The organism is Sphingomonas sp. 3-13AW, from assembly GCF_049311085.1.
Lineage (GTDB): Bacteria > Pseudomonadota > Alphaproteobacteria > Sphingomonadales > Sphingomonadaceae > Sphingomonas.
In genome coordinates this window covers 1-20,051 of the sequence record NZ_JASNVZ010000029.1, presented here as the reverse complement: position 1 = coordinate 20,051, position 20,051 = coordinate 1, and the positions used below count along the sequence as shown (strand labels likewise).

At 66.8% G+C, this 20,051-nt stretch carries 19 protein-coding genes, 1 tRNA gene and 1 pseudogene; 14 read left to right on the top strand and 7 right to left on the bottom strand.

Going from position 1 to position 20,051, the window contains the following annotated elements; genetic code table 11:
* Positions 1-36: 36 nt before the first annotated feature.
* On the bottom strand, positions 37-1,419 hold the full coding sequence (locus QP045_RS19200; protein ID WP_422516615.1) for an MFS transporter: 1,383 nt from the start codon (positions 1,417-1,419) through the stop codon (positions 37-39).
* A gap of 98 nt (positions 1,420-1,517) precedes the next feature.
* Here QP045_RS19200 and QP045_RS19195 point away from each other — a divergent pair, with 98 nt between their 5' ends.
* Positions 1,518-1,856, top strand: coding sequence for a hypothetical protein (locus QP045_RS19195; RefSeq protein WP_422516614.1), 339 nt, complete (start codon positions 1,518-1,520; stop codon positions 1,854-1,856).
* Positions 1,857-1,921: 65 nt separating this feature from the next.
* Here the strand turns inward: QP045_RS19195 and QP045_RS19190 are convergent, their stop codons facing one another.
* Genes QP045_RS19190 through QP045_RS19180 form a run of 3 tightly spaced genes read right to left on the bottom strand, consistent with a single transcriptional unit; the run spans position 1,922 to position 4,491 of the window.
* Complete coding sequence (locus QP045_RS19190; protein ID WP_422516613.1) at positions 1,922-2,695, bottom strand: SDR family NAD(P)-dependent oxidoreductase; 774 nt, start codon at positions 2,693-2,695, stop codon at positions 1,922-1,924.
* A gap of 16 nt (positions 2,696-2,711) precedes the next feature.
* The gene (locus QP045_RS19185; RefSeq protein ID WP_422516612.1) at positions 2,712-3,902 is read right to left on the bottom strand and encodes a zinc-dependent alcohol dehydrogenase; all 1,191 of its coding nucleotides are present in this window, start codon (positions 3,900-3,902) and stop codon (positions 2,712-2,714) included.
* A 31-nt stretch (positions 3,903-3,933) separates the two neighbouring features.
* Positions 3,934-4,491, bottom strand: coding sequence for an SRPBCC family protein (locus tag QP045_RS19180; RefSeq protein WP_422516611.1), 558 nt, complete (start codon positions 4,489-4,491; stop codon positions 3,934-3,936).
* Positions 4,492-4,635: 144 nt separating this feature from the next.
* On the opposite strand from QP045_RS19180, the gene cysS reads away from it, so the two are divergent.
* The 3 genes from cysS to QP045_RS19165 all read left to right on the top strand — a co-directional run bounded on the left by cysS (position 4,636) and on the right by QP045_RS19165 (position 8,558).
* Complete coding sequence (cysS, locus tag QP045_RS19175) at positions 4,636-6,093, top strand: cysteine--tRNA ligase (protein ID WP_422516610.1); 1,458 nt, start codon at positions 4,636-4,638, stop codon at positions 6,091-6,093.
* A 271-nt stretch (positions 6,094-6,364) separates the two neighbouring features.
* Complete coding sequence (locus tag QP045_RS19170; protein WP_422516633.1) at positions 6,365-7,738, top strand: class II 3-deoxy-7-phosphoheptulonate synthase; 1,374 nt, start codon at positions 6,365-6,367, stop codon at positions 7,736-7,738.
* Positions 7,739-8,084: 346 nt separating this feature from the next.
* Positions 8,085-8,558, top strand: a complete 474-nt coding sequence (locus QP045_RS19165; protein WP_422516609.1) for a hypothetical protein — start codon at positions 8,085-8,087, stop codon at positions 8,556-8,558.
* A 43-nt stretch (positions 8,559-8,601) separates the two neighbouring features.
* Here the strand turns inward: QP045_RS19165 and mutL are convergent, their stop codons facing one another.
* A complete protein-coding gene (mutL, locus tag QP045_RS19160; RefSeq protein ID WP_422516608.1) occupies positions 8,602-10,392 on the bottom strand; it encodes a DNA mismatch repair endonuclease MutL in 1,791 nt (596 codons plus the stop codon).
* Positions 10,393-10,532: 140 nt separating this feature from the next.
* Between mutL and QP045_RS19155 the strand changes: the two genes are divergently transcribed.
* The 6 genes from QP045_RS19155 to QP045_RS19130 all read left to right on the top strand — a co-directional run bounded on the left by QP045_RS19155 (position 10,533) and on the right by QP045_RS19130 (position 16,385).
* On the top strand, positions 10,533-11,576 hold the full coding sequence (locus QP045_RS19155) for a rod shape-determining protein (protein ID WP_422516607.1): 1,044 nt from the start codon (positions 10,533-10,535) through the stop codon (positions 11,574-11,576).
* Between the two features lie 15 nt (positions 11,577-11,591).
* Positions 11,592-12,500, top strand: coding sequence for a rod shape-determining protein MreC (mreC, locus tag QP045_RS19150; RefSeq protein ID WP_422516606.1), 909 nt, complete (start codon positions 11,592-11,594; stop codon positions 12,498-12,500).
* A 62-nt stretch (positions 12,501-12,562) separates the two neighbouring features.
* Positions 12,563-13,009, top strand: coding sequence for a rod shape-determining protein MreD (gene mreD / locus QP045_RS19145; RefSeq protein WP_422516605.1), 447 nt, complete (start codon positions 12,563-12,565; stop codon positions 13,007-13,009).
* Positions 13,006-15,057 carry a penicillin-binding protein 2 gene (mrdA, locus tag QP045_RS19140; protein ID WP_422516604.1) on the top strand — a complete coding sequence of 684 codons (2,052 nt, stop codon included), beginning with the start codon at positions 13,006-13,008 and terminating at the stop codon, positions 15,055-15,057. Before mreD ends, mrdA begins: the two co-directional genes overlap by 4 nt.
* Positions 15,058-15,067: 10 nt before the next feature.
* On the top strand, positions 15,068-16,201 hold the full coding sequence (gene rodA / locus QP045_RS19135; RefSeq protein ID WP_422516603.1) for a rod shape-determining protein RodA: 1,134 nt from the start codon (positions 15,068-15,070) through the stop codon (positions 16,199-16,201).
* Between the two features lie 108 nt (positions 16,202-16,309).
* Positions 16,310-16,385 (top strand) — tRNA-Lys (locus QP045_RS19130).
* A gap of 183 nt (positions 16,386-16,568) precedes the next feature.
* On the opposite strand, the gene QP045_RS19125 is transcribed toward QP045_RS19130, so the two are convergent.
* On the bottom strand, positions 16,569-16,730 hold the full coding sequence (locus QP045_RS19125) for a chloride channel protein (protein ID WP_422516602.1): 162 nt from the start codon (positions 16,728-16,730) through the stop codon (positions 16,569-16,571).
* On the bottom strand, positions 16,727-16,873 hold the full coding sequence (locus QP045_RS19120) for a hypothetical protein (RefSeq protein ID WP_422516601.1): 147 nt from the start codon (positions 16,871-16,873) through the stop codon (positions 16,727-16,729). The genes QP045_RS19125 and QP045_RS19120 overlap by 4 nt, the downstream gene beginning before the upstream one ends.
* A gap of 192 nt (positions 16,874-17,065) precedes the next feature.
* Here QP045_RS19120 and hdhA point away from each other — a divergent pair, with 192 nt between their 5' ends.
* From hdhA to QP045_RS19100, 4 genes and pseudogenes are all read left to right on the top strand, one after another.
* On the top strand, positions 17,066-17,845 hold the full coding sequence (gene hdhA / locus QP045_RS19115) for a 7-alpha-hydroxysteroid dehydrogenase (protein ID WP_422516600.1): 780 nt from the start codon (positions 17,066-17,068) through the stop codon (positions 17,843-17,845).
* Positions 17,846-17,904: 59 nt separating this feature from the next.
* Entirely contained in the window at positions 17,905-18,495 is a 591-nt protein-coding gene (locus QP045_RS19110) for a MarC family protein (RefSeq protein ID WP_422516599.1), read from the top strand.
* Positions 18,496-18,813: 318 nt separating this feature from the next.
* Positions 18,814-19,821, top strand: coding sequence for a ferritin-like domain-containing protein (locus tag QP045_RS19105; protein WP_422516598.1), 1,008 nt, complete (start codon positions 18,814-18,816; stop codon positions 19,819-19,821).
* Between the two features lie 25 nt (positions 19,822-19,846).
* Positions 19,847-20,051 (top strand): annotated as a pseudogene (locus tag QP045_RS19100) (ferritin-like domain-containing protein); the annotation flags it as partial.

Here is a 20,051-nt window from a genome sequence, read left to right as displayed (position 1 = left end):
ATAGACGACCGAGCTCCTGTTCAGGCAGGAGCTCGGCTACCCTTCCCTGCTGCCCGGCCGGGCGGCGAGATCGGCAACGATCGCGGCATGGGTCCCGCGCCGCAGCGGGTTGGCGCGCATCACCAGCGCAGACAGCCCCAGGCACAGCGCCGGCATCCCCAGCATGATCCACTGGATCCCCGTCACCGCCTCCGGCGTCTGGGGCAGATCGGGCTGATACCCGACCAGCTGATAGACCATTCCCATCAGCGCAGATGCGAAGCCGAGTGCGAGCTTCTGCACCAGCGCGGAGACGCCGAACGCGAGCGCCTCCACCCGCACTCCGGCGCGGTGCTCGCCATATTCCACCGTGTCCGGCAGCATCGCCCAAAACACCAGGTTGAAGCCGACGAGCGCGGCCTGCATCACCACCAGGAACATCTGCGCCGTCGGCCCATCATTGCCGCCGAAACCGGCAAACGCTGCTACGGCCGCGATCCCGACCGCGGCGGAGAGGAACCACAGCGCGCGGGTCCCCGTGCGAGCGCCGATCGCCATCCAAATCGGGACGAACACCGCGCCCGCGAACCCCATCATCGCCAACGCAGCAGGTCCGCCGGTGCTGTCGCCCACGACATAGCTGAAATAGTAGAGCACCGATCGCGTGAGCGCCGTCGCGGCCATGCCGACCCCTGCCATCGCGAGGTTCAGGGTCACGAACGCCCGGTTTCGGGCGAGCACACGCATCGCGACCAGAAGGGAGACCGGGGTGCCCGCCTGCCCCCGTGCCGGCGGCGCGCTGCGTCCCACCATCAGGAGCAACAGGGCACCCACAGCGCCGAACAGCAGCGCGGCGGCGAAATAGCCCTGCGTGCTCCCCATCCCGCCCGGATGCAGCGCCGCGATGCGCTCGGTGCCGAGTGCGACCGCAAGCGCCGCAGCGGTTCCGAACAACATGCGCAAGCCAGAGATCAGCGTGCGCTGGCCGCTGTCTCCCGTGATCCGCGCCGTCATGGCGGAATAGGGGATGTTGACGAACGCATAGAGGGTTCGGAACAACAGGTGCATCGCCAGCACCGTGCCGATCAACGCAGCGCCCTCCAGCGGCGGAGCCACATAGAGCAGCACGAAGCCGATCCCGACTGGCAGCGCCCCTGCCGTCACGAACCAGCGGTAATCGCGGCCGGAGCGCTCGGCATGGATGCCGACCATCAGCGCCGCGATCCCGTCCCACACGGCGCCCGCCAGCAGCACGAAGCCCGCCACCGCCGGCGAAAGCCGCAGCGCATCCGTGTAGAAGAACAGCAGGTAGAAGCTGAGGCTCTGCCAATAGAGATTGCAGGCGAAATCGCCCGACGCAAAGAACGTGATGCGCCCGAACGAAGGCCGGTCAGGCCTCACCGGCAAGCGATGATCGGCAACAGCGTTCGGCGGTTTCATCCTCCTCCCCACGCACTGGCCGTCGCCGGCTTGTCAACCATCGCCCCCCGGAACGCAGCAGCGGACCAGCGCGTTCGATCGGGAAAAGGAGAGCCCCCATGACCCACATCGCTGCCACCTCGCCCATAGAACGCATCGCCCGCGTGCTGGTCGCGCACGCGCTGAGCCCGAATGGTCATGGTGACGCAGAGCCTGACGAAGTCGTCAGCATCGAGGTCAATGAACGGGTGCCCGAGGAATTGCCCCGAGCCGCCGCGATCCTGCGGTCGCTGCGCGAGGCCAGCCAGGAAATGGTCACGGCCGGCAATGCGCTTGGGGGCAGCGCCGACGCCGCCGACATCTGGGACGCAATGGTCCGGGCGGCACTCGGTGAGAAGCCGCGCACGATGACCGTGGAGGCGGCACCCGCGCCGATCCCGACGCCCCTCGCCGGCTGACGGACAAACGCTCTTTTAATCGCAAGTAATGCCCCGACGCAGCGATCCTGCGTCGGGGCTGTCGTTCAGGCGTCGTTCGGCTTGGCAAGGTTCTCGTGCATCCGCGCAAGCACGGTATCCGGGACGACATGGCTCACGGCCGCCTGGATCTTGTTCTTGGTGCCGGCAACGACATGCGCCGACCCCTTCTTCATCGCGTCCCAGCCGGTCCGCGCGACCATGCCGGCGTCGTCCTTTTCCTGGGTTCCGACCGGCGTATCCAGCATGTTGGCGCGCCGGAAGAACTCGGTCTCGGTTGGCCCTGGCATCAGCACGGTGATCGACACGTTGGTGTCCTTCATCTCGTTGCGAAGCGCATAGGCGAAGCTGTCGAGATACGCCTTCGTCCCGTTGTACACCGCCTGATAGGCCCCGGGCATCAGCCCCGCGATCGATCCGGTGATCAGGACCTGACCCGCGTCGCGCGCCTTCATCTGCTGCAGCACCTTCTGCAGCAGATAGGTGGTGCCCGTGACGTTGGTGTCGATGACATGCCGCCATGCATCCACGTCCTGTTCGAGGAATGCGTGCCCGAGGCCGAGGCCCGCATTCGCGACCAGGACATCGATCACCCGCTCGCCGATTGCGGCGAGCAGCTGGTCGTTTCCTTCGATGGTCGACAGGTCCGCCTGTACGGCCTGCACCGAAACGCCGTCGGCGCCGAAATCACCGGCGGCGGTGTTGATCTGCGGCTCGTCGGCAACGACGATCAGGTCATATCCCTCGCTCGCCGCGATCTTTGCGATCTCGTACCCGATGCCCGTCGAGGCACCGGTGATCACTGCCAGTTTCTCTGCCATCTGCTGTTCCTCTGGCTCAGACCGTCGCTTTGGCGAAGTCGGGCTTCAGCACCACCTTGGTGCATTCATTCTGTTCGTTCTTGAACTTCGCATAGCCCTTGGGCGCATCCTCCAGGCTCATCCGGTCGGAGATGAGGAAGGTCGTGTCGAGCTTCTCCTCCAGGATCGCCTCAAGCAACGCCGGCAGGTAGCGCTGCACATGGGTCTGGCCGGTCTTCAGGGTCAGGCCCTTTTCCATGACGGCCCCAAACGGGAACTTGTCGACGAACCCGCCATAGACACCGGGAACCGACACGCGCCCGCCCTTGCGGCAGGCCATGATCGCCTGGCGGAGAGCGTGCGGGCGGTCCGTGCCAAGGAAGGTCGATGCCTTGATCTGGTCCACTACATTGTCGAGGTAGAGACCGTGGCTCTCGAGCCCGACCGCGTCCATCACCGCATCCGGGCCGATGCCGCCGGTCATCGTCATCAGCGCGTCGTAGACGTTGGTGTCTTCGAAGTTGATGACCTCCGCACCCATCTGCTTGGCCAGTTCCAGCCGGTGGGGGAAGTGGTCGATTGCGATGACGCGATGCGCGCCCATCACGAACGCGGACTGGATGCCGAACAGCCCGACCGGGCCACAGCCCCAGACCGCGACCGTGTCACCCGGTTCGATGTCGCAATTTTCCGCCGCCATCCAGCCGGTCGGCAGGATGTCCGACAGGAACAGCACCTTCTCGTCCTCGATCCCGTCCGGGATCACGATCGGCCCGACGTCCGAGAACGGCACGCGGACGTATTCGGCCTGTCCGCCGGGATAGCCGCCGGTCATGTGGCTATAGCCGAACAACCCCGCCGGCGCCGCGCCCCAGATGTTCGGGGCGATGTCCTGATTGTCCGCCGGGTTGGAGTTGTCGCACGCCGAATATTGCTGCTTGCCGCAGAAATAGCATTCGCCGCACGCGATCACGAAGGGGACGACAACCCGCTGGCCCTTCTTGAGCGTGGATTTCGGGCCCGTCTCGACCACCTCGCCCATGAACTCATGGCCCAGGATGTCGCCCGCCTGCATGGTCGGGATATAGCCGTCATACAGGTGCAGGTCGGACCCGCAGATCGCGGTCGAGGTGATCTTCAGAATCGCGTCGCGCGGGTTGAGGATTTCGGGATCGGGAACCGTATCCACGCGGACGTCGTGCTTGCCGTGCCAGGTGAGCGCTCGCATCTGGTTTTCCTTGCGAAGAAAAGGGGAAGGTTCAGGCCTTGGGGGCAGGATTGGGCGGCGAACTCGTCGCGATCTCGCCGGTCTCGAGCAGCTGTTTCAGCCGCCGCAAGTCCCGCCGCGCCTGAATTCGCGGCTCCTTCTGGGTCAGCTTGGCGACCACCTTGCCGATCAGGCCGCCGGGCGGGTCATAGGCAATGGCTGCGGTCACGACCGTGCCCCGCCCGGGGTTCGCATCCGTAAAGGACACCCAGCCGCTGTTCTGGACATCGGCGCCCTCGGCCGATTTCCACGCGATCCGTTCGCCCTCGACATCCTCGGTGACGACGGCATCCCATTCATAGGTGCCGTTCGGGCCGTGCACCTTCCAATGGGACCGGGTGCGGTCCATCACCTCGATCGACTCGACATTCTCCATGACGCCCGCAAGGTTGGAGAAGTCACGCCAATAGGCATAGAGTTCCTGGCGCGGCTTGTTGATCGTAACGGCGACGCCACTCACCGAGGACTCTCCTCCCGGTGTATCGCCACGCCGTACGTCGGCGTCCTTGGCAAGAATATCGGGCGCGTCGTCCCGGGCCTCTTCGCTCATCGCATCGCTCCTGGGCTGTTTCTGCTTTGGGCGCTTTGAAATCGCCTTGTGCAGCCAACAGACAGCGCGCGCCGCCGTTCCCTCGCGCCGTCAAAGTCGTTCGAACGCGTTGGCAGCAACCCGCGCAAGGGCTATGCGCGCCGCATGTCGACCGCACCGCTCACGCTCTATAATTCGTTCACCCGCTCGCTGGAGCGCTTTGACCCGGTGGACCCGGCGCGGGGCGTGCGCGTCTACTCCTGCGGTCCGACCGTCTACAACTACGCCCACATCGGCAACCTGCGCGCCTATGTCTTCACCGACACGCTGGGCCGTGTGCTGCGCTGGAAGGGCTATCCCCTCACCCACGTCATCAACATCACCGATGTCGGCCATCTGACCTCGGACGCCGACGCAGGCGACGACAAGATGGAGGCGGCGGCCCGCGCACAGGCGCAAAGCATCTGGGACATCGCCGCCCATTACACCGCCGCGTTCAAGCAGAACCTCGCCGACCTCAATATCATCGATCCCACGCGCTGGTCGGTCGCGACCGACCACATCGCCGAGATGATCGCCTTTGCGGAAAAGATCGCGCCGGATCACTGCTACGAACTGGAAAGCGGTCTCTACTTCGACAGCAGCAGCGTCCCCAACTACGGACGGCTCGCCGGCGGTCAGGATGACGCGGCCGCCGGGCGCATCGATCCGGTCGCTGGCAAGCGCCACCCGCAGGACTTCGCGATCTGGCGCAAGTCGCCGCCGGGAGAGCAGCGCCAGATGGAATGGGACTCCCCTTGGGGTAAGGGCGCGCCTGGCTGGCATCTCGAGTGCTCGGTCATGAGCCTGAAGTACCTCGGGCCCGAGCCGTTCGACATCCACACGGGCGGCATCGATCACCGGGAGATCCACCACCCCAACGAGATCGCGCAAAACCAGGCCTATTGCGGCTGCACCGATGCGAACCCCGATTTCACCGGCGCGCGCTTCTGGCTGCACAACAACTTCCTGGTCGAGCGTTCGGGCAAGATGTCGAAGTCCAAGGGCGAGTTCACGACGCTCCAGACCCTGATCGACGCCGGCGTCCACCCGCTCGCTTACCGGCTGATGTGCCTGTCGGCGCATTACCGCTCGGAACTGGAGTTCTCGGGCGAGAACCTGCTGGCCGCGCTGACTCGCCTGAAGCGGCTGGTGATGACCGTCTCCGCGCTCAAGGCACGCGCTGGCGACACCGAGGGGAACGCCGACAAGGGGGAGCCCTATCTGGCACGCCTGGACGAGGCGGTCTCGGACGACCTCGCCACGCCCCGCGCGCTGCCGGTCCTCGACGAGCTCCTCGCGGACAAGAAGCTGTCGCCGGCGGACCGTCTGGCCGCCCTCGCCCAGTTCGACGCGGTGCTTGGGCTAGACCTGCTGGCGCTCGATCGCGCCTCGCTACGCGTGCGTCCGGCAGGGGCCGCTTTGACCGCGGACATCGTGGAGGCCCGCCTTCAGGAGCGCAAACAGGCGCGCGCGGACAAGGACTTCGCGCGCTCCGATGCGATCCGCGACGAACTGGCATCCGCCGGGATCGAGGTCATGGATGGCGACCCGCTGGGATGGGATTGGCGGCCCAGCTTCTAAGGGAGCCACAAAGCAGTTGCATGTGATTACCCCGATCGGGTAACGCCGCGGCATGACGACGCTAGCCGGTGCCAAGATCCGACGTTTCCGCGAAGAGCGCGCGCTGACCCGCGCGGCTTTCGGTGCGTGGTACGAAACCCCCGGCAGCACCGTCCAAGGCTGGGAAGAAGACGGCAAGCGCGCGAATGCCAAGGTGGTCAATCAGATCGCCGCGAACGGCATCGCGCACCATGCCGACTGGTTCATCCCGGCTCCCTTGCTGGAGAATACCATGGCCGCGAACTGGTCGCCTGACAGCTGGACACGGGCCGAAGCCCGCCAGATGCCCGACTATCCCGATACGCAGGCGCTCGACGCTGCCACCGCGCAGCTTTCGAGCTTTCCGCCACTGGTGTTCGCGGGTGAGGCACGCAACCTGACTGCCGACCTGGCGGAGGTCGCGGCCGGCCGCGCCTTCCTGCTTCAGGGCGGCGACTGCGCGGAGAGCTTTGCGGAGCACAGCGCGAACAACATTCGCGACACCTTCCGCGTGCTGCTGCAGATGGCCGTGGTGCTGACCTTTGCGTCCAAGCTGCCGACCGTGAAGCTCGGCCGCATGGCGGGCCAGTTCGCCAAGCCGCGGTCGGCGCCGATGGAGGTGCAGGACGGCGTCGAACTGCCGAGCTATCGCGGCGACATCATCAACGACATCGCCTTCACGCCGGAATCCCGCATCCCGGATCCGCAGCGGATGATCCGTGGCTATTCGCAGTCGGCGGCAACGCTCAACCTGCTGCGCGCCTTCGCGACCGGGGGCTATGCGAACCTGCACCAGGTCCATCGCTGGACCCACGATTTCATGGGCAGCGGTCCGCTTGCCCAGAAATATGCCGATATCGCCGATCGCATCAGCGAGGCGCTCGACTTCATGTCGGCCTGCGGCATCGATGCCGACAGCGTGCCGCAACTGAAGGCGACCAGCTTCTACACCAGCCACGAGGCGCTGCTGCTCCCGTACGAGCAGGCGCTGACCCGGCAGGATTCGCTCACCGGCGACTGGTACGACACGTCCGCCCACTTCCTCTGGATCGGCGATCGCACGCGGTTCGAGGGCTCGGCGCACGTCGAGTATCTGCGCGGCATCCGCAACCCGATCGGGATGAAGTGCGGACCCAGCCTGGAGCCCGACGCGCTGCTGCGGCTGCTGGATGTGCTCAACCCTGCCCGCGTGCCCGGCCGGATGACGCTGATCACCCGCTACGGCCACGACAAGATCGAAAAGCACCTGCCCACGCTCGTCCGCGCTGTCCAGCGTGAGGGACATCCGGTAGTGTGGAGCTGCGACCCGATGCACGGCAACGTCGTCAAGGCCGCCAACGGCTACAAGACGCGCCCCTTCGACCGCATCCTGGCCGAGGTGCGCGGCTTCTTCGCCGTCCATCGCGCCGAGGGGAGCTTCGCCGGCGGCATCCATGCCGAGATGACGGGCCAGAACGTCACCGAATGCACGGGCGGCGCGGTGGCCGTGACCGAGCAGGCGCTCGGCGATCGCTATCACACCTATTGCGACCCCCGCCTCAACGCCGGCCAGAGCCTGGAGCTTGCCTTCTTGCTGGCCGAGATGCTCAACGCCGAAATGGCCGAACGCCGCCGCGCGGCGGCGTAAGGGCCCCACAGAAGTAGTAACGCCCCCTCCCCGGACCGGTCCTGGTAACCGCGGGAGGGGGCCGACCGGTAGCGCCAAGCTCGACCCTGCGCCGCGGCAACGGTCCGCCAGATTGCGACGCACGCATCGAAGGCTGCTGCGAAACGCCATGCGCCTTCTATCCGGGCAGCAATTATTTCCCGAAATATACAGAACGCTCGGCTGTCGCTTCAAGCATAGCGCTGCGACGCAACTGTCCCGCTACGGATTGTTAGCTTTCTAGAGCTAATAGCGACGCAAGCTTTTCAGATCCTGCGCACGGGGGTGCATTCAAAGGGGGGATTTGATCGCGGGAGGGGGGGCTTGCATGGGCGTATTGATTTTCGTCGCGCTTTTGTTCGCCATCCCGACCAACGGCCTATCCCTTCTTCCCGTCCTTGGCGCGGTGACGTTGCGCGCATGGGTGCAGGGCGCCGCTACGAAGGTGATGCGGGAGCAGCAGATCGAACCGGCGCTGCCGGCGCGGCAGGTTCCCGCCCCTAGGGCTTCTGCAATTCACACCCTCGCCGCCCCGACCTGGGTGAAGGATTGGGCCGCGGTGGAGCGCTTCCGCTCGGATCTGTACGAGGCGCTTCCCAGACGGGGTGTACCGCGTTCCTACGTCGCGACGGCCCTCGCAAACAACGAGGTGATTTCCCTGGCGCTCGCCTCGGCCCGGACGGCGGAGGAGAATGGGAAAGACTTCTATCGGCAGTGCTTCGCCTCCGCCGACGTCATCGTCCGCCGGTGGAACGGGCTGCCGCTGCCTGAGCAGAACAGGTTCCTGAGCCAGCGGCCCTAGGGCGAAGGCACCTCTCTGCCGCTCGCCCGGAACGAGGCAGATCTCACTTCCGCCCGAACAGCTTTTCCACATCCGCCATCGACAGCTTCACCCACGTCGGTCGCCCGTGGTTGCACTGGCCCGAATGCGGCGTGACCTCCATTTCGCGGAGCAGCGCGTTCATTTCCGCAACCGAGAGTACCCGGCCCGCACGGACGGAACCGTGGCAGGCCATGGTGGCGGCGACATGGTCCAGCCGCTCGCGCAGGCTGAAGGCGGTGTCGTGCGCGGCCAGTTCGTCGGCCAGGTCGGTGACCAGCCCGGCGATGTCGCTCTTGCCGAGCAACGCGGGGGTAGCCCGGACCAGCATCGCGCGCGGGCCGAACCGCTCGAGCTCCAGTCCGAACTCCGCCAGCTCTGCGCTCCGCTCCTCGAGCCGGTCGCACGCGGGTTCGTCGAGTTCGACCACTTCGGGCAGCAGCAGGGCCTGGGTTGCCACGCCGCCTTCGGCCAGTGCCCGGCGCATGCGCTCCAGCACCAGGCGTTCGTGGGCGGCATGCTGGTCGACCAGCACCAGCCCGTCCTCCGCCTCCGCGACGATATAGGTCTGCGCGACCTGGCCGCGCGCTACGCCTAGCGGGTGAGAGGTCGTCGCCGGCACCGGCGCTTCCGCCACCTCGGCACGTGCCTGGGGCGGCGGCGTGAAGAAACCGGCGCGTGGTTCGTGGAAGCTCGGCACCGGCGCATAGGGCGTTCGCGCCCCCGCCGCCGCGAACAGCGCGTCCGCCGGCATGCCGTGCGGCTGCGGCGCGGCCATCGGCTCCTGCTGCCAGGCGGCCAGCGCGTCCGCCTGCGGACGCTGCACGCTTCGATGGCCGGCAGCGTCGAGGGACCGGCGCAGGCCGCCGACGATCAGTCCGCGCGCGAGGGCCGGATCGCGGAATCGCACCTCGGTCTTGGCGGGGTGGACGTTGACGTCGATCTGGTCGGGCGGCACCTCCAGGAACAACGCCACCACCGCATGGCGGTCGCGCGCCAGCATCTCGCCATAGGCGCCCCGCACCGCGCCCGCGAGCAGCCGGTCCTTCACGGGACGGCCGTTGACGAACAGATATTGGTGATCGGCGATGCCACGATTGAAGGTCGGCAACCCGGCGACGCCGCCCAGCCGCAGCCCTTCGCGCACATAGTCGATCGCGACGCTATTGTCGGCCAGCGCGCGGTCCACCAGCCCCGCCACTCGCTCCGGCTGAGTCTCGCCGCCCTGCACGGACAGGGCTCGGCGTCCGTCATGCTCCATCGAAAAGGCGATGTCCGGCCGGGCCATCGCCAGCCGCCGCACCGCGTCCAGGCAGGCGGCGAACTCGGAACGAGGTGTGCGCAGAAACTTGCGGCGGGCAGGCACGCGCGCGAACAGCCCCTCGACCCGGATGCGCGTACCCGGCGGCACCGCGGCGGGGCCCTCTGCCTCGACCCGGCCGTTGTCGACGGTCCGCATCCAGCCCACGCTTCCGCGCGGCCGGCTTTCCATCGTCAGCCGTGCGACGCTCGCGATCGATGGCAGCGCTTCGCCGCGGAAGCCCAGCGTCTCCACCGCCTCGATTCGCTCGTCCGGCAGCTTGGAAGTCGCGTGCCGTTCCAGCGCGAGCGCCATGTCCGACGGCGTCATGCCGCATCCGTCGTCTGTAACCTCGATCAAGTCGATGCCGCCGCCGGCGATCCGCACGGCAATTCGCGCGGCGCCGGCGTCTATGGCGTTTTCCACCAGCTCTTTCAGCGCGCTGGCGGGGCGTTCTACCACTTCGCCTGCTGCGATGCGGTTGACGAGATGCTCGGGCAGGCGTCGTATTGACATGGGTGTCGCTCTAGCCCAAGCGACGCCTTCCCGCGACCCGCATCCGCCACGTAAATCGGCCGGAGAAATCCAGTCGGCCGGGTCCGGTACTGGTGCGAACTGCCGCGACGGGGGCGACGCGGCGACAGACGGAACAACTGATGGCGTTCTTTTCCCGTTTCTTCAAATTCATGTCGCACGATATGGCGATCGACCTGGGCACTGCGAATACGGTGGTGTACCTGCGCGGCCGCGGAATTGTGCTCAACGAGCCGTCGGTCGTCGCCGTAGAAACTCTCAACGGCGTCAAGAAGGTGAAGGCTGTCGGTGACGACGCCAAGCTGATGATGGGCAAGACGCCGGGCTCGATCGAAGCGATTCGACCGCTGCGCGATGGCGTGATTGCCGACATCGATGTCGCAGAACAGATGATCAAGCACTTCATCGAGAAGGTGCATGGCAAGCGGCACTTCATCCGCTGGCCCCAGATCGTGATCTGCGTGCCCTCGGGTTCGACTTCGGTCGAGCGTCGCGCCATCCGTGATGCGGCCTCCAATGCGGGTGCCAGCCAGGTGTTCCTGATCGAGGAGCCGATGGCGGCCGCAATCGGTGCCGACATGCCGGTGACCGAGCCGATCGGCTCGATGGTCGTCGACATCGGCGGCGGCACCACCGAGGTTGCAGTTCTGTCGCTCCGCGGCCTCGCCTACTCCACCTCGGTCCGCGTCGGGGGCGACAAGATGGATGAGGCGATCGTCAGCTACGTCCGCCGCAACCACAACCTCCTGATCGGCGAAGCCACGGCAGAGCGGATCAAGCAGGAAGTCGGCACGGCCAAGCCGCCCGCCGATGGCATCGGCAAGGTTATCCACATCAAGGGGCGCGACCTCGTCAACGGCGTGCCCAAGGAAATCCAGATCAACCAGGGCCAGATTGCCGAGGCGCTGGCCGAACCGGTCAACACCATCGTCGAGGGTGTCCGGATCGCGCTCGAAAACACCGCGCCGGAGCTCGCAGCCGATATCGTCGACCAGGGCATCGTCCTGACCGGCGGCGGCGCGCTGCTGCATGGGCTGGACGAGGTGCTGCGGGACGAGACCGGCCTGCCGGTTTCGGTGGCGGAAGACCCGCTGACCTGCGTAGCGCTCGGCACTGGCCGCGCGCTTGAAGAAGAAGTGTACCGGGGCGTTCTGCTCGCCGTCTGATAGGGGTTGCCGGCGATGGCGCCGCAACGCGATCGGCGCCCGGGGTTCTCACGCCGGGCGCAATATGGGGTGTTCTTGAGCTATGTCGCAGCAGCGACATTGGCGCTGGTTGCGGTCGCCCTGTTACTGCTCTCGTCGTTCCGCCCCGCCGCCTTCCCCGCGCTGCGCGGGGTGGTTCGCGAAGGCACGGCGCCCGTGTCGCTGGGCCTGCGCAACGTCCGGGACTTCATCGCCAGCGGCCCCGCCGCTGTCGCCGAACATTTCCGCGTCACCCACGAGAACCGCGCCCTGCGAGCGCGCATCGAGCACGAGGCCGCGCTGGTGCAGCGAGCGCGTCTGCTAGTGCAGGAAAACGCGCGGTTGCGCCGACTACTCCAGGTGCAGGAACTGGCTACCAAACCGGTCGCGACCGCACGACTGGTGAGTTCGAGTGCATCGAGCACGCGGCGCTTTGCCGTCCTCGCCACAGGCTCTTCTCAAGGGGTGCGGTCCGGCCAGCCGGTTCGCGGTCCTGAGGGCCTGTTGGGTCGCGTGGTTGAGACCGGCCCCAACACCGCGCGCGTGGTGTTGCTGACCGACCCCGACAGCGTGATCCCCGTGCGCCGCACCCGCGACGGACTGCCGGCGATCGCAAGCGGGCGCGGCGACGGGCTGGTGGACGTGCGCTCCGCGAATGTCGCGAACGCACCGTTCATGGCCGGCGACATCTTCGTCACCTCGGGCATCGGCGGCATCTACCCGCCCGGCATTCCGGTCGCGCGGGTCCTGCAGAACGCCCGCGACACCGCGGCCGCGCGCGTGTTCGCGCAGCCCGACCGCGCCGACTTCGCGTTGGTGCTTGAGACGTTCCTGCCGCCGTTGCCGCCCCCTGCGGCGCCGGGTACCGCCGAAAGCACCCCGGCCCAAGCGGACGGAGCGCAATGAGCGCGCCCGTACCAATCGAACTGGCCGTCCCTGAACCCCCCTACCGCTACTGGCGCCCTGCCGTGGCGACGGTGCTGGTCGGATCGCTCATGACGATCCTTCCCGTCATCGCGACCATTCCGTTCCTGCCCCCATTTGGTTTGATCGCGCTGCTCGCGTGGCGCCTGTACCGCTCGAACACGCTGCCGGCATGGGCCGCAGCGCCGCTGGGGCTGTTCGACGATCTTGTCAGTGGTCAGCCCTTGGGCAGTTCCATGCTGTTGTGGTCGCTCTGCCTGATCGCGCTCGACGTGCTCGACACCCGTCTGGTGCAGCGTGATTTCTGGCAGGACTGGCTGATCGCGACCGGCGCCATCGCGCTGTGCCTCTCGCTCGGCCGCGTCTTTGCGGGCACGCTGGCCGCCCATGTCGACGGGCCGCTGCTGATCCAGATCGCGCTGTCCGGGCTGATCTTCCCGGCCATGACCCGCCTGTGCGCATGGCTGTACCGGCGGAGCGCGCGGCGATGAGCCGGCCGACGCGCGTCATTACCGAGGCTACCCAGGCGTTCACCTTCTCCCGCCGGGCGTTCGCGCTGGGCGCGATCCAGGGGGGCTTCGGCCTGCTCCTGGCAGGGCGCATGGCGTGGCTCGCAGTCGCGGAGAACGAGCACTATGAGTTGATGGCGGAGAGCAACCGCATCAACATGACGCTGATCCCGCCGCGCCGCGGCTGGATCGTGGATCGCCACGGTGCGCCGATCGCCAACAACCGCACCGACTTTCGCGTCGACGTAGTGCCGGAACGACTCAAAGACGCACCCCGCGTCCTGGGCGTGCTGCGGGACCTGCTTGCCCTCTCGGACGAGGACATGGAGCGGATCGAGGTCGATCTGAAACGTAGCCGTGGGTTGCAACCCGTTCAGATCGCTGAAAACCTTCCGTGGGAACGCTATGCCGCGCTCAGCGTCCGCTTGCCGGATTTGCCCGGGGTCGTCCCGGCCCGCGGCTTCTCGCGCAACTATCCGATGGGGGCCGCAGTCGCCCACCTGACCGGCTATGTGGGCGCCGCCTCTGCCGAGCAGTATCAGGAGACGAAGGACCGCCTTCTCATCACACCGGGTTTCAAACTCGGCAAGGATGGGCTTGAAAAGTCACTGGAAGTTCACTTGCGCGGCGTTCCGGGCGAGAAGCGTGTGGAGGTCACCGCGCGGGGCGAACCCGTGCGCGAACTCGCCACCCGGCCCGATCGTCCCGGCAAGACGATCCGGCTGACGATCGACGCCGGCCTGCAGGAATATACCGCCCGCCGCCTCGGCACGAACTCGGGCGCGGCCGTCGTGATCGACTGCCTGAACGGGGACATCCTGGCGATGGTCTCCATGCCGGCCTATGATCCCAACAGCTTTTCTGATGGGATCGGCCGGCTTGAGTGGAAGATGCTGTCGGAAAACGACCATGTTCCGCTGATGAACAAGGTACTGCAGGGGCTCTATCCCCCGGGTTCGACCATCAAGCCGATGAACGCGCTCGCATTGCTTCAGGCAGGCGTGCAGCCGCACGAAACGGTATTCTGCTCGGGCGCGATGCGCGTCGGCACCGGCCTCTTCCACTGCCACAAGCGGGGCGGCCACGGCCCGGTGAACATGCGCCGTGCCGTGGCCCAGAGCTGTGACATCTACTTCTACGAGATGGCGCGCCGGTTCGGCTATGACATGTTCGCACCGGTCGCGCGGTCGCTCGGCCTTGGACAGAAGTTCGACCTGCCCTTTACCTCGCAACGCTACGGCACCGTTCCGGACTCTGCGTGGAAGCTCAAGAAGCGCGGCAAGCCGTGGACCGTCGCGGATTCGCTCAACGCCTCGATCGGCCAGGGCGACATGCTCGCCAACCCGCTCCAGCTCGCGGTGATGGCAGCCAGGCTCGCCTCAGGCCGCGCGCTCCAGCCGCGATTGCTGATGAACGGCCCCGTGCCCGAGGCTCCCCTGCTCGCGGCTACGCCCGAGCAGATGGCGATCGTGCGGGATTCCATGTTTGCAGTCGTGAACGATGGCGGCACCGGCGGCGCGGCACGGATGCAGGTTCCGGGCATCACGATCGCTGGAAAGACTGGCAGTGCGCAGGTCCGCCGCATCACCATGGCGGAACGTCGCTCCGGGGTGCTCAAAAACGGGCAGCTTCCCTTCAGGCTGCGCGACCACGCCCTGTTCGTGTGCTTTTCGTCCGCCGACAACCCGCGATATGCCGCCGGGATCGTACTCGAGCACAACGCTCATTTGATCCGCAATCTCGACACGCCGATCACGGGGCGCGATATCCTGACCTATCTCTACGACCGGGACCGCGCGATGAAGACGCTGGCCGAGTTCGAACCCACCTGGGGCGGCGACATCGCGACCCGGATGCGCGCCGAAGCAGCGGCGTTCCAGGCCGCCCACGCGGCCGCACAGGTCGCGCCCGCCCCTGCAACCGTCGACACCCCGGACGCGGTCGGCAACGCGGTCGACGCCGCGATCGCGAACACCACCGCGGCCGCGGCAGACGTAGCACAGTCGCAGACCCGACCGGACCCGGATTGAGACACGCCGCATGAAGCGCATCAAGAACTCCGGCACCGGCCTCGGGTTCGTCCCCTCCGCGCTCGCGCAGCTGCCGTGGCGCATGCTGTTGCTGGTGCTCGCGATCGGCGGCTTCGGTCTCGTGGTGCTGTTCTCGGCCGCCGGGGGCAGCATGGACCCTTGGGCGCTGCGGCAGGGCATCCGCTTTGCGGTCTTCTTTGGCGCCGCTATCGTGATCTCACGCGTGCCGATGTCCGTTTGGGAGCGGAGCGCGATCCCGGCGTATATCGTGATCGTGGTGCTGCTGCTGCTGGTCGAGCTCCTCGGCGCGGTGCGCGGGGGAAGCCAGCGGTGGCTGGATGTCGGGATCATCCGGCTTCAGCCTTCGGAGCTGATGAAGCCGGTGATCGTGCTGGCGCTTGCCCGCTTCTACGACCTGTTGCCCCCGTCCGAGATCCGGCGCTTCGGCGCCATCTGGCCGGCGGCATGCCTGGTGGGCATCCCTGCCGCGCTCGTGATGCTGCAGCCCGACCTTGGCACCGCGCTGATGATCACCGCCGGCGGCCTCACGGTCATGTTCCTGGCGGGGCTGCCGCTGCGGCTGTTCATCGGCGGGGCGCTTGCGTTCGTCGTGATCGTGCCCATCGCCTTCAACTTCCTGCTGCACGATTATCAGCGCAACCGCGTCCTCATCTTCCTCGATCCCGAGAGCGACCCCTTGGGCGCTGGCTACCACATCAGCCAGTCGAAGATCGCGATCGGTTCAGGCGGCATGTTCGGCAAGGGCTTCCTGCAGGGGACGCAGAGCCACCTCGACTACCTGCCAGAGGGGCACACCGACTTCGTCTTCGCCACGATGGCAGAGGAATGGGGGCTGGCGGGCGGAATTCTGGTGATCCTCGCCTTCCTGCTGGTGATCCGCTGGGGGGTGAACGTGGGCGTCCGCTCCAAGACGCGTTTCGCCCGCCTTGCCGCCGCCGGGCTCGCGACCACGATCTTCTTCTACGTGGCGATCAACCTGATGATGGTGATGGGTCTCGCCCCGGTGGTGGGCATCCCGCTGCCGCTGGTCAGCTATGGCGGCTCGGCCCAGATGACGGTGCTGCTGACGTTGGGAATCCTGATGTCGATCGACCGCAGCAACCGCGATCACCCCCGCTGGTGAAAAAAGTGACCGACCCCGCATTTTAGGGGTTGGCAGCCTCGGGGGCCGTTGCTAATTGGCCGCCTCCAACGCGGAGGGCCTGGCCCACCGCACCGCGCCAAAGGCGACGGACGCATAGCTCAGTTGGTAGAGCAGCTGACTCTTAATCAGCGGGTCCTTGGTTCGAGCCCAAGTGCGTCCACCACCTTTTTCAGGTGTTGTTTCCCCCGGCAGGAACCGCAAGGCGGCCCTAGCAATCGGCGCGACCCGTTGGGCCGGACGAATGGTCCATTCGCACATCCAGTCTCACGATACCGATATATGGCAGCTGACGCGCTGATCAGTTCGTCTTCAGCCCACCGGCGAGCCTGAGGGTGCGGTCGAGCAGTTATTCGTAGATCGGTGAGCCTCCCAGCGCGCGCGCCACCAGGCTGGCGGCCAGGCAGGTCGCGACGAGGGGCAGCGTGACTGCATAGGCGCCGGTCAGTTCCAGTGTCAGCACCACCCCCACCATCGGCGATCGGACCGAGGCGGTGAACAACCCGCTCATCGCGCAGCGATGGCAAATGCGCTGGAGCCTGCGCTGCCGGCCGGAATGATCATGTGAACGACGCCGGCGAATGCCAGCCCGACATAGGCCGCCAGCGACAGGATCGGCGCGAAGATGTCACCAGCGCCCAGTGAAGCGCTCACCGAGTGGTCGCAGGAAGGGCCCGGAGTGCCTTCTCTGATTGCGCCATGCCGGCCCGCCACTGCGGGACTTACGGATTGCCGCACCTCCTATGCCGCCGCATCCCTCGGGTGCGACCCTGAACCCTACGCATCCGGGACGAACCTGGCCGAATGCGGCAGCAGGCCGTGTCGCACCCTCGGAAGGGAAAGCGCATGGACGACCGATTGTTTGACCCCGAACGGTTTCGCCTGACCGACCAGGTGGCCCTGGTCACCGGCGCCGGCAGCGGCATCGGCCGCGGCATCGCCCGGCTGTTCGCCGGCGCCGGCGCCGCGCTCGTCGTCAGCGACCTCGATCAGGACAAGGCGGAAGCCGTTGCCGCCGATCTTCGCGCCGCCGGCGCACACGCGATCTCGGTGTCCTGCAACGTGACCGTCGAGGGGGACCTGCAGAAGACCGTCGATGCCGCAATCGGCGAGTTCAAGGCGCTCACCATCCTGGTGAACAATGCCGGCGGCGGCGGTCCCAAGCCGTTCGACATGCCGATGCACGATTTCCGCTGGGCCTATGAGTTGAATGTCTTTTCGCTGTTCCACCTGGCGCAACTCGCCGCCCCGCACATGGCCGCCCACGGCTCGGGTGCGATCCTGAACATCTCGTCGATGGCGGGTGAGAACCGCAATGAGCGGATGGCCTCCTACGCATCCTCCAAGGCTGCGGTGAACCATCTTACCCGCAACATCGCCTACGATCTGGGTCCGTCGGGCATCCGCGTGAACGCGATCGCGCCCGGCGCGATCAAGACCGATGCGCTCGCCTCGGTCCTCACCCCCGTAATCGAACAGAGGATGCTGCGACACACTCCGCTCGCGCGGCTCGGCATGCCGGAGGACATTGCCTATGCTGCGCTGTTCCTCTGCTCGCCCGCAGCCTCCTGGATCAGCGGACAGGTCCTCACCGTGTCGGGCGGGGGCGTCCAGGAGCTCGAGTGATGATGGGGACAGGCCCCGACGGGCACCCACACTCCAGTTAAGGCGGAGGCGAGGCTCATATGGAACTCCCGTTGGGAATGCTCTTCGGGCTGCTGTTCATGACCATGGGGCCGATCCGCGCGGTTGCGGTATTTGCGACGGTCGGCACCGACGACAAGGCTCCCGGCGTACGCCCCCTCGCCACGCGAGCCGCGCTCCTCACCGCGCTCGCCTTCATCCTGGCAGTCTTCGGGGGAACGTCGACGCTGGCCGGATGGGACGTGACGCTCCCCGTGTTGGTCGGCAGCGCAGGCGTGGTGCTGTTGGCCCTGTCGCTCCAGTCGCTGCTCGTTCCCGCTGCGCAGGGACCCGCCCGGCTGGACCCGCTGAAGCTCCGCGCGACAACGCTCGTCTTCCCCGGCCTCTTCCCGCCGATCGCGGTCACGATCCCGATCATATTTGCCGCGGCCGTGCCGAACTTGCGAGCCCAGATCGACATCATCGCGGTGGGGCTCTGCATCATCCTCATGAACTGGTTGCTGATGCTTCGGGCGAAGTGGATCATGCGGGCGATGGGGCCGGGCCCGCTGGAGATACTGGGGGCGGTGTTCGGCGTGCTGCAGGTCGCCCTGGCGATGCAGTTCATCGTCAACGCGGTGAAGATGCTGTGACGCCCCTCCTTGCTTAGCCAGCAAGCGAGATGGTCTGGCGACGAGCAAGTCCACGTCGCACTAGCGCCAGTGCTACCCTTCGGCGCGCCCGCCGGGCGCACGGGGTGCCCCCTCCCCCGCAGCGTCTTTACTGGCAAGCCTGCTGCTTACCGGCATCACGAATGGCGAAAGACAGTTGGTAATCGTTGCATTCGCCGGTAACAGCAGCGGTTCGGACACGGACTATCCACGCCCCCGCGGGGATGGAACCGTGCCGTCGGGTGCTGAGCGCGGCAGAGCCGCAGCGCGGCGGACCGACGTGTTGATTGGGAGGCGTTGATGAGCGACCACACGGGGCTGGACGAGGTTCTGGATACGCAGGAGCGGCGCCGGGCCGACCGGCGTGACTTCCTGCGCTATGCGGGCGGCTTCACCGTCGCAGCAGCAGGTGCCGCTCTGGTGAGCGCGTGCGGCGGCGATGACGACGACGGCGGCTCCTCGACGCCGACGCCAACGCCGACCCCGACGCCGACCACCTCGGCGACCAGCGGCATCAACGACGCCGACATCCTGAACTTCCTGCTGAACCTCGAATATCTCGAGGCGCAATATTATGCGCTTGCGACCACGGGCACCGGCTTGGCCGACACCCTGCTCACCGGAACGGGAACGCTGGGCAAGGTGACCGGCGGCACCAAGGTCACGTTCAGCGATGCGGTCGTCGGGCAGATGGCGCTCGAAATGGCGCAGGACCAGCTTGCCCATGTAGAGTTCCTGCGCGCCGCCCTGGGCTCCGCAGCCGTTGGCCAGCCGGCGATCGATTTTAGCGCCAGCGCCACCAGCGCCTTTTCCACGGTCGCGCGCGCGGCGGGGATCATCGGCTCCGGCGAGACCTTTGATCCGTTCGCGAACGAGGATAACTTCCTTCTCGGGGCATTCCTCTTCGAGGACCTGGGCGTCAGCGCCTATCGCGGTGCAGCGCCGCTGGTCAGCAGCAGCGCGCTCCTCACCGTGATGAGCGGCCTGATGTCGACCGAGGGCTATCACGGCGCCATGGTTCGCACGACGCTCTATACCAAGGGTGCCGCCAATCCTGCGCTCATCATCCGGGCGGACGGACTGTCCAATGCCCGCGACGGCTATGATGGCAGCAGCGATCTCGACCAGGGGATCAGCAACCGCGGCGACGCGAGCAACATCGTTCCGGCGAATGACGACGGGCTGATCCCGGGCCGCACGCTCAAGCAGACGCTCAACGTGCTGTATCTAAGCGCAGCGGCGACGGACAAGGGCGGCTTCTTCCCCACCGGGGTGAACGGCACCGTCAAGACCAGCGACGCCAACTGACGCACCGACAGGTAGGAAACGTACCATGGACCAGCAGGAACCCCTGGAGCAGGTGCTCGAAGCCAGCGACAAGCGTCGCGCAGAGCGCCGCGAATTCTTCCGCTATGCCGGCGGCTTTGGCGTCGCCGCGGCGGGCGCCGCGGTGCTGTCGGCATGCGGCAACGACGACAAGGACAGCGACGCCGGCACGGTGACGCTGGCCGCCGCCACCCCGACCCCGACCCCCACGC

What these genes read in the sequence shown, in the direction of transcription:
- QP045_RS19200 (WP_422516615.1), bottom strand. Translation starts at nt 1,419, where the DNA reads ATGAAACCGCCGAACGCTGTTGCCGATCATCGCTTGCCGGTGAGGCCT.
- QP045_RS19195 (WP_422516614.1), top strand. Translation starts at nt 1,518, where the DNA reads ATGACCCACATCGCTGCCACCTCGCCCATAGAACGCATCGCCCGCGTG.
- QP045_RS19110 (WP_422516599.1), top strand. Translation starts at nt 17,905, where the DNA reads ATGGAACTCCCGTTGGGAATGCTCTTCGGGCTGCTGTTCATGACCATG.
- QP045_RS19185 (WP_422516612.1), bottom strand. Translation starts at nt 3,902, where the DNA reads ATGCGAGCGCTCACCTGGCACGGCAAGCACGACGTCCGCGTGGATACG.
- hdhA (WP_422516600.1), top strand. Translation starts at nt 17,066, where the DNA reads ATGGACGACCGATTGTTTGACCCCGAACGGTTTCGCCTGACCGACCAG.
- mreC (WP_422516606.1), top strand. Translation starts at nt 11,592, where the DNA reads ATGGCGCCGCAACGCGATCGGCGCCCGGGGTTCTCACGCCGGGCGCAA.
- rodA (WP_422516603.1), top strand. Translation starts at nt 15,068, where the DNA reads ATGAAGCGCATCAAGAACTCCGGCACCGGCCTCGGGTTCGTCCCCTCC.
- QP045_RS19155 (WP_422516607.1), top strand. Translation starts at nt 10,533, where the DNA reads ATGGCGTTCTTTTCCCGTTTCTTCAAATTCATGTCGCACGATATGGCG.
- mutL (WP_422516608.1), bottom strand. Translation starts at nt 10,392, where the DNA reads ATGTCAATACGACGCCTGCCCGAGCATCTCGTCAACCGCATCGCAGCA.
- QP045_RS19190 (WP_422516613.1), bottom strand. Translation starts at nt 2,695, where the DNA reads ATGGCAGAGAAACTGGCAGTGATCACCGGTGCCTCGACGGGCATCGGG.
- cysS (WP_422516610.1), top strand. Translation starts at nt 4,636, where the DNA reads ATGTCGACCGCACCGCTCACGCTCTATAATTCGTTCACCCGCTCGCTG.
- QP045_RS19125 (WP_422516602.1), bottom strand. Translation starts at nt 16,730, where the DNA reads ATGAGCGGGTTGTTCACCGCCTCGGTCCGATCGCCGATGGTGGGGGTG.
- mrdA (WP_422516604.1), top strand. Translation starts at nt 13,006, where the DNA reads ATGAGCCGGCCGACGCGCGTCATTACCGAGGCTACCCAGGCGTTCACC.
- QP045_RS19105 (WP_422516598.1), top strand. Translation starts at nt 18,814, where the DNA reads ATGAGCGACCACACGGGGCTGGACGAGGTTCTGGATACGCAGGAGCGG.
- QP045_RS19165 (WP_422516609.1), top strand. Translation starts at nt 8,085, where the DNA reads ATGGGCGTATTGATTTTCGTCGCGCTTTTGTTCGCCATCCCGACCAAC.
- QP045_RS19180 (WP_422516611.1), bottom strand. Translation starts at nt 4,491, where the DNA reads ATGAGCGAAGAGGCCCGGGACGACGCGCCCGATATTCTTGCCAAGGAC.
- QP045_RS19170 (WP_422516633.1), top strand. Translation starts at nt 6,365, where the DNA reads ATGGCCGCGAACTGGTCGCCTGACAGCTGGACACGGGCCGAAGCCCGC.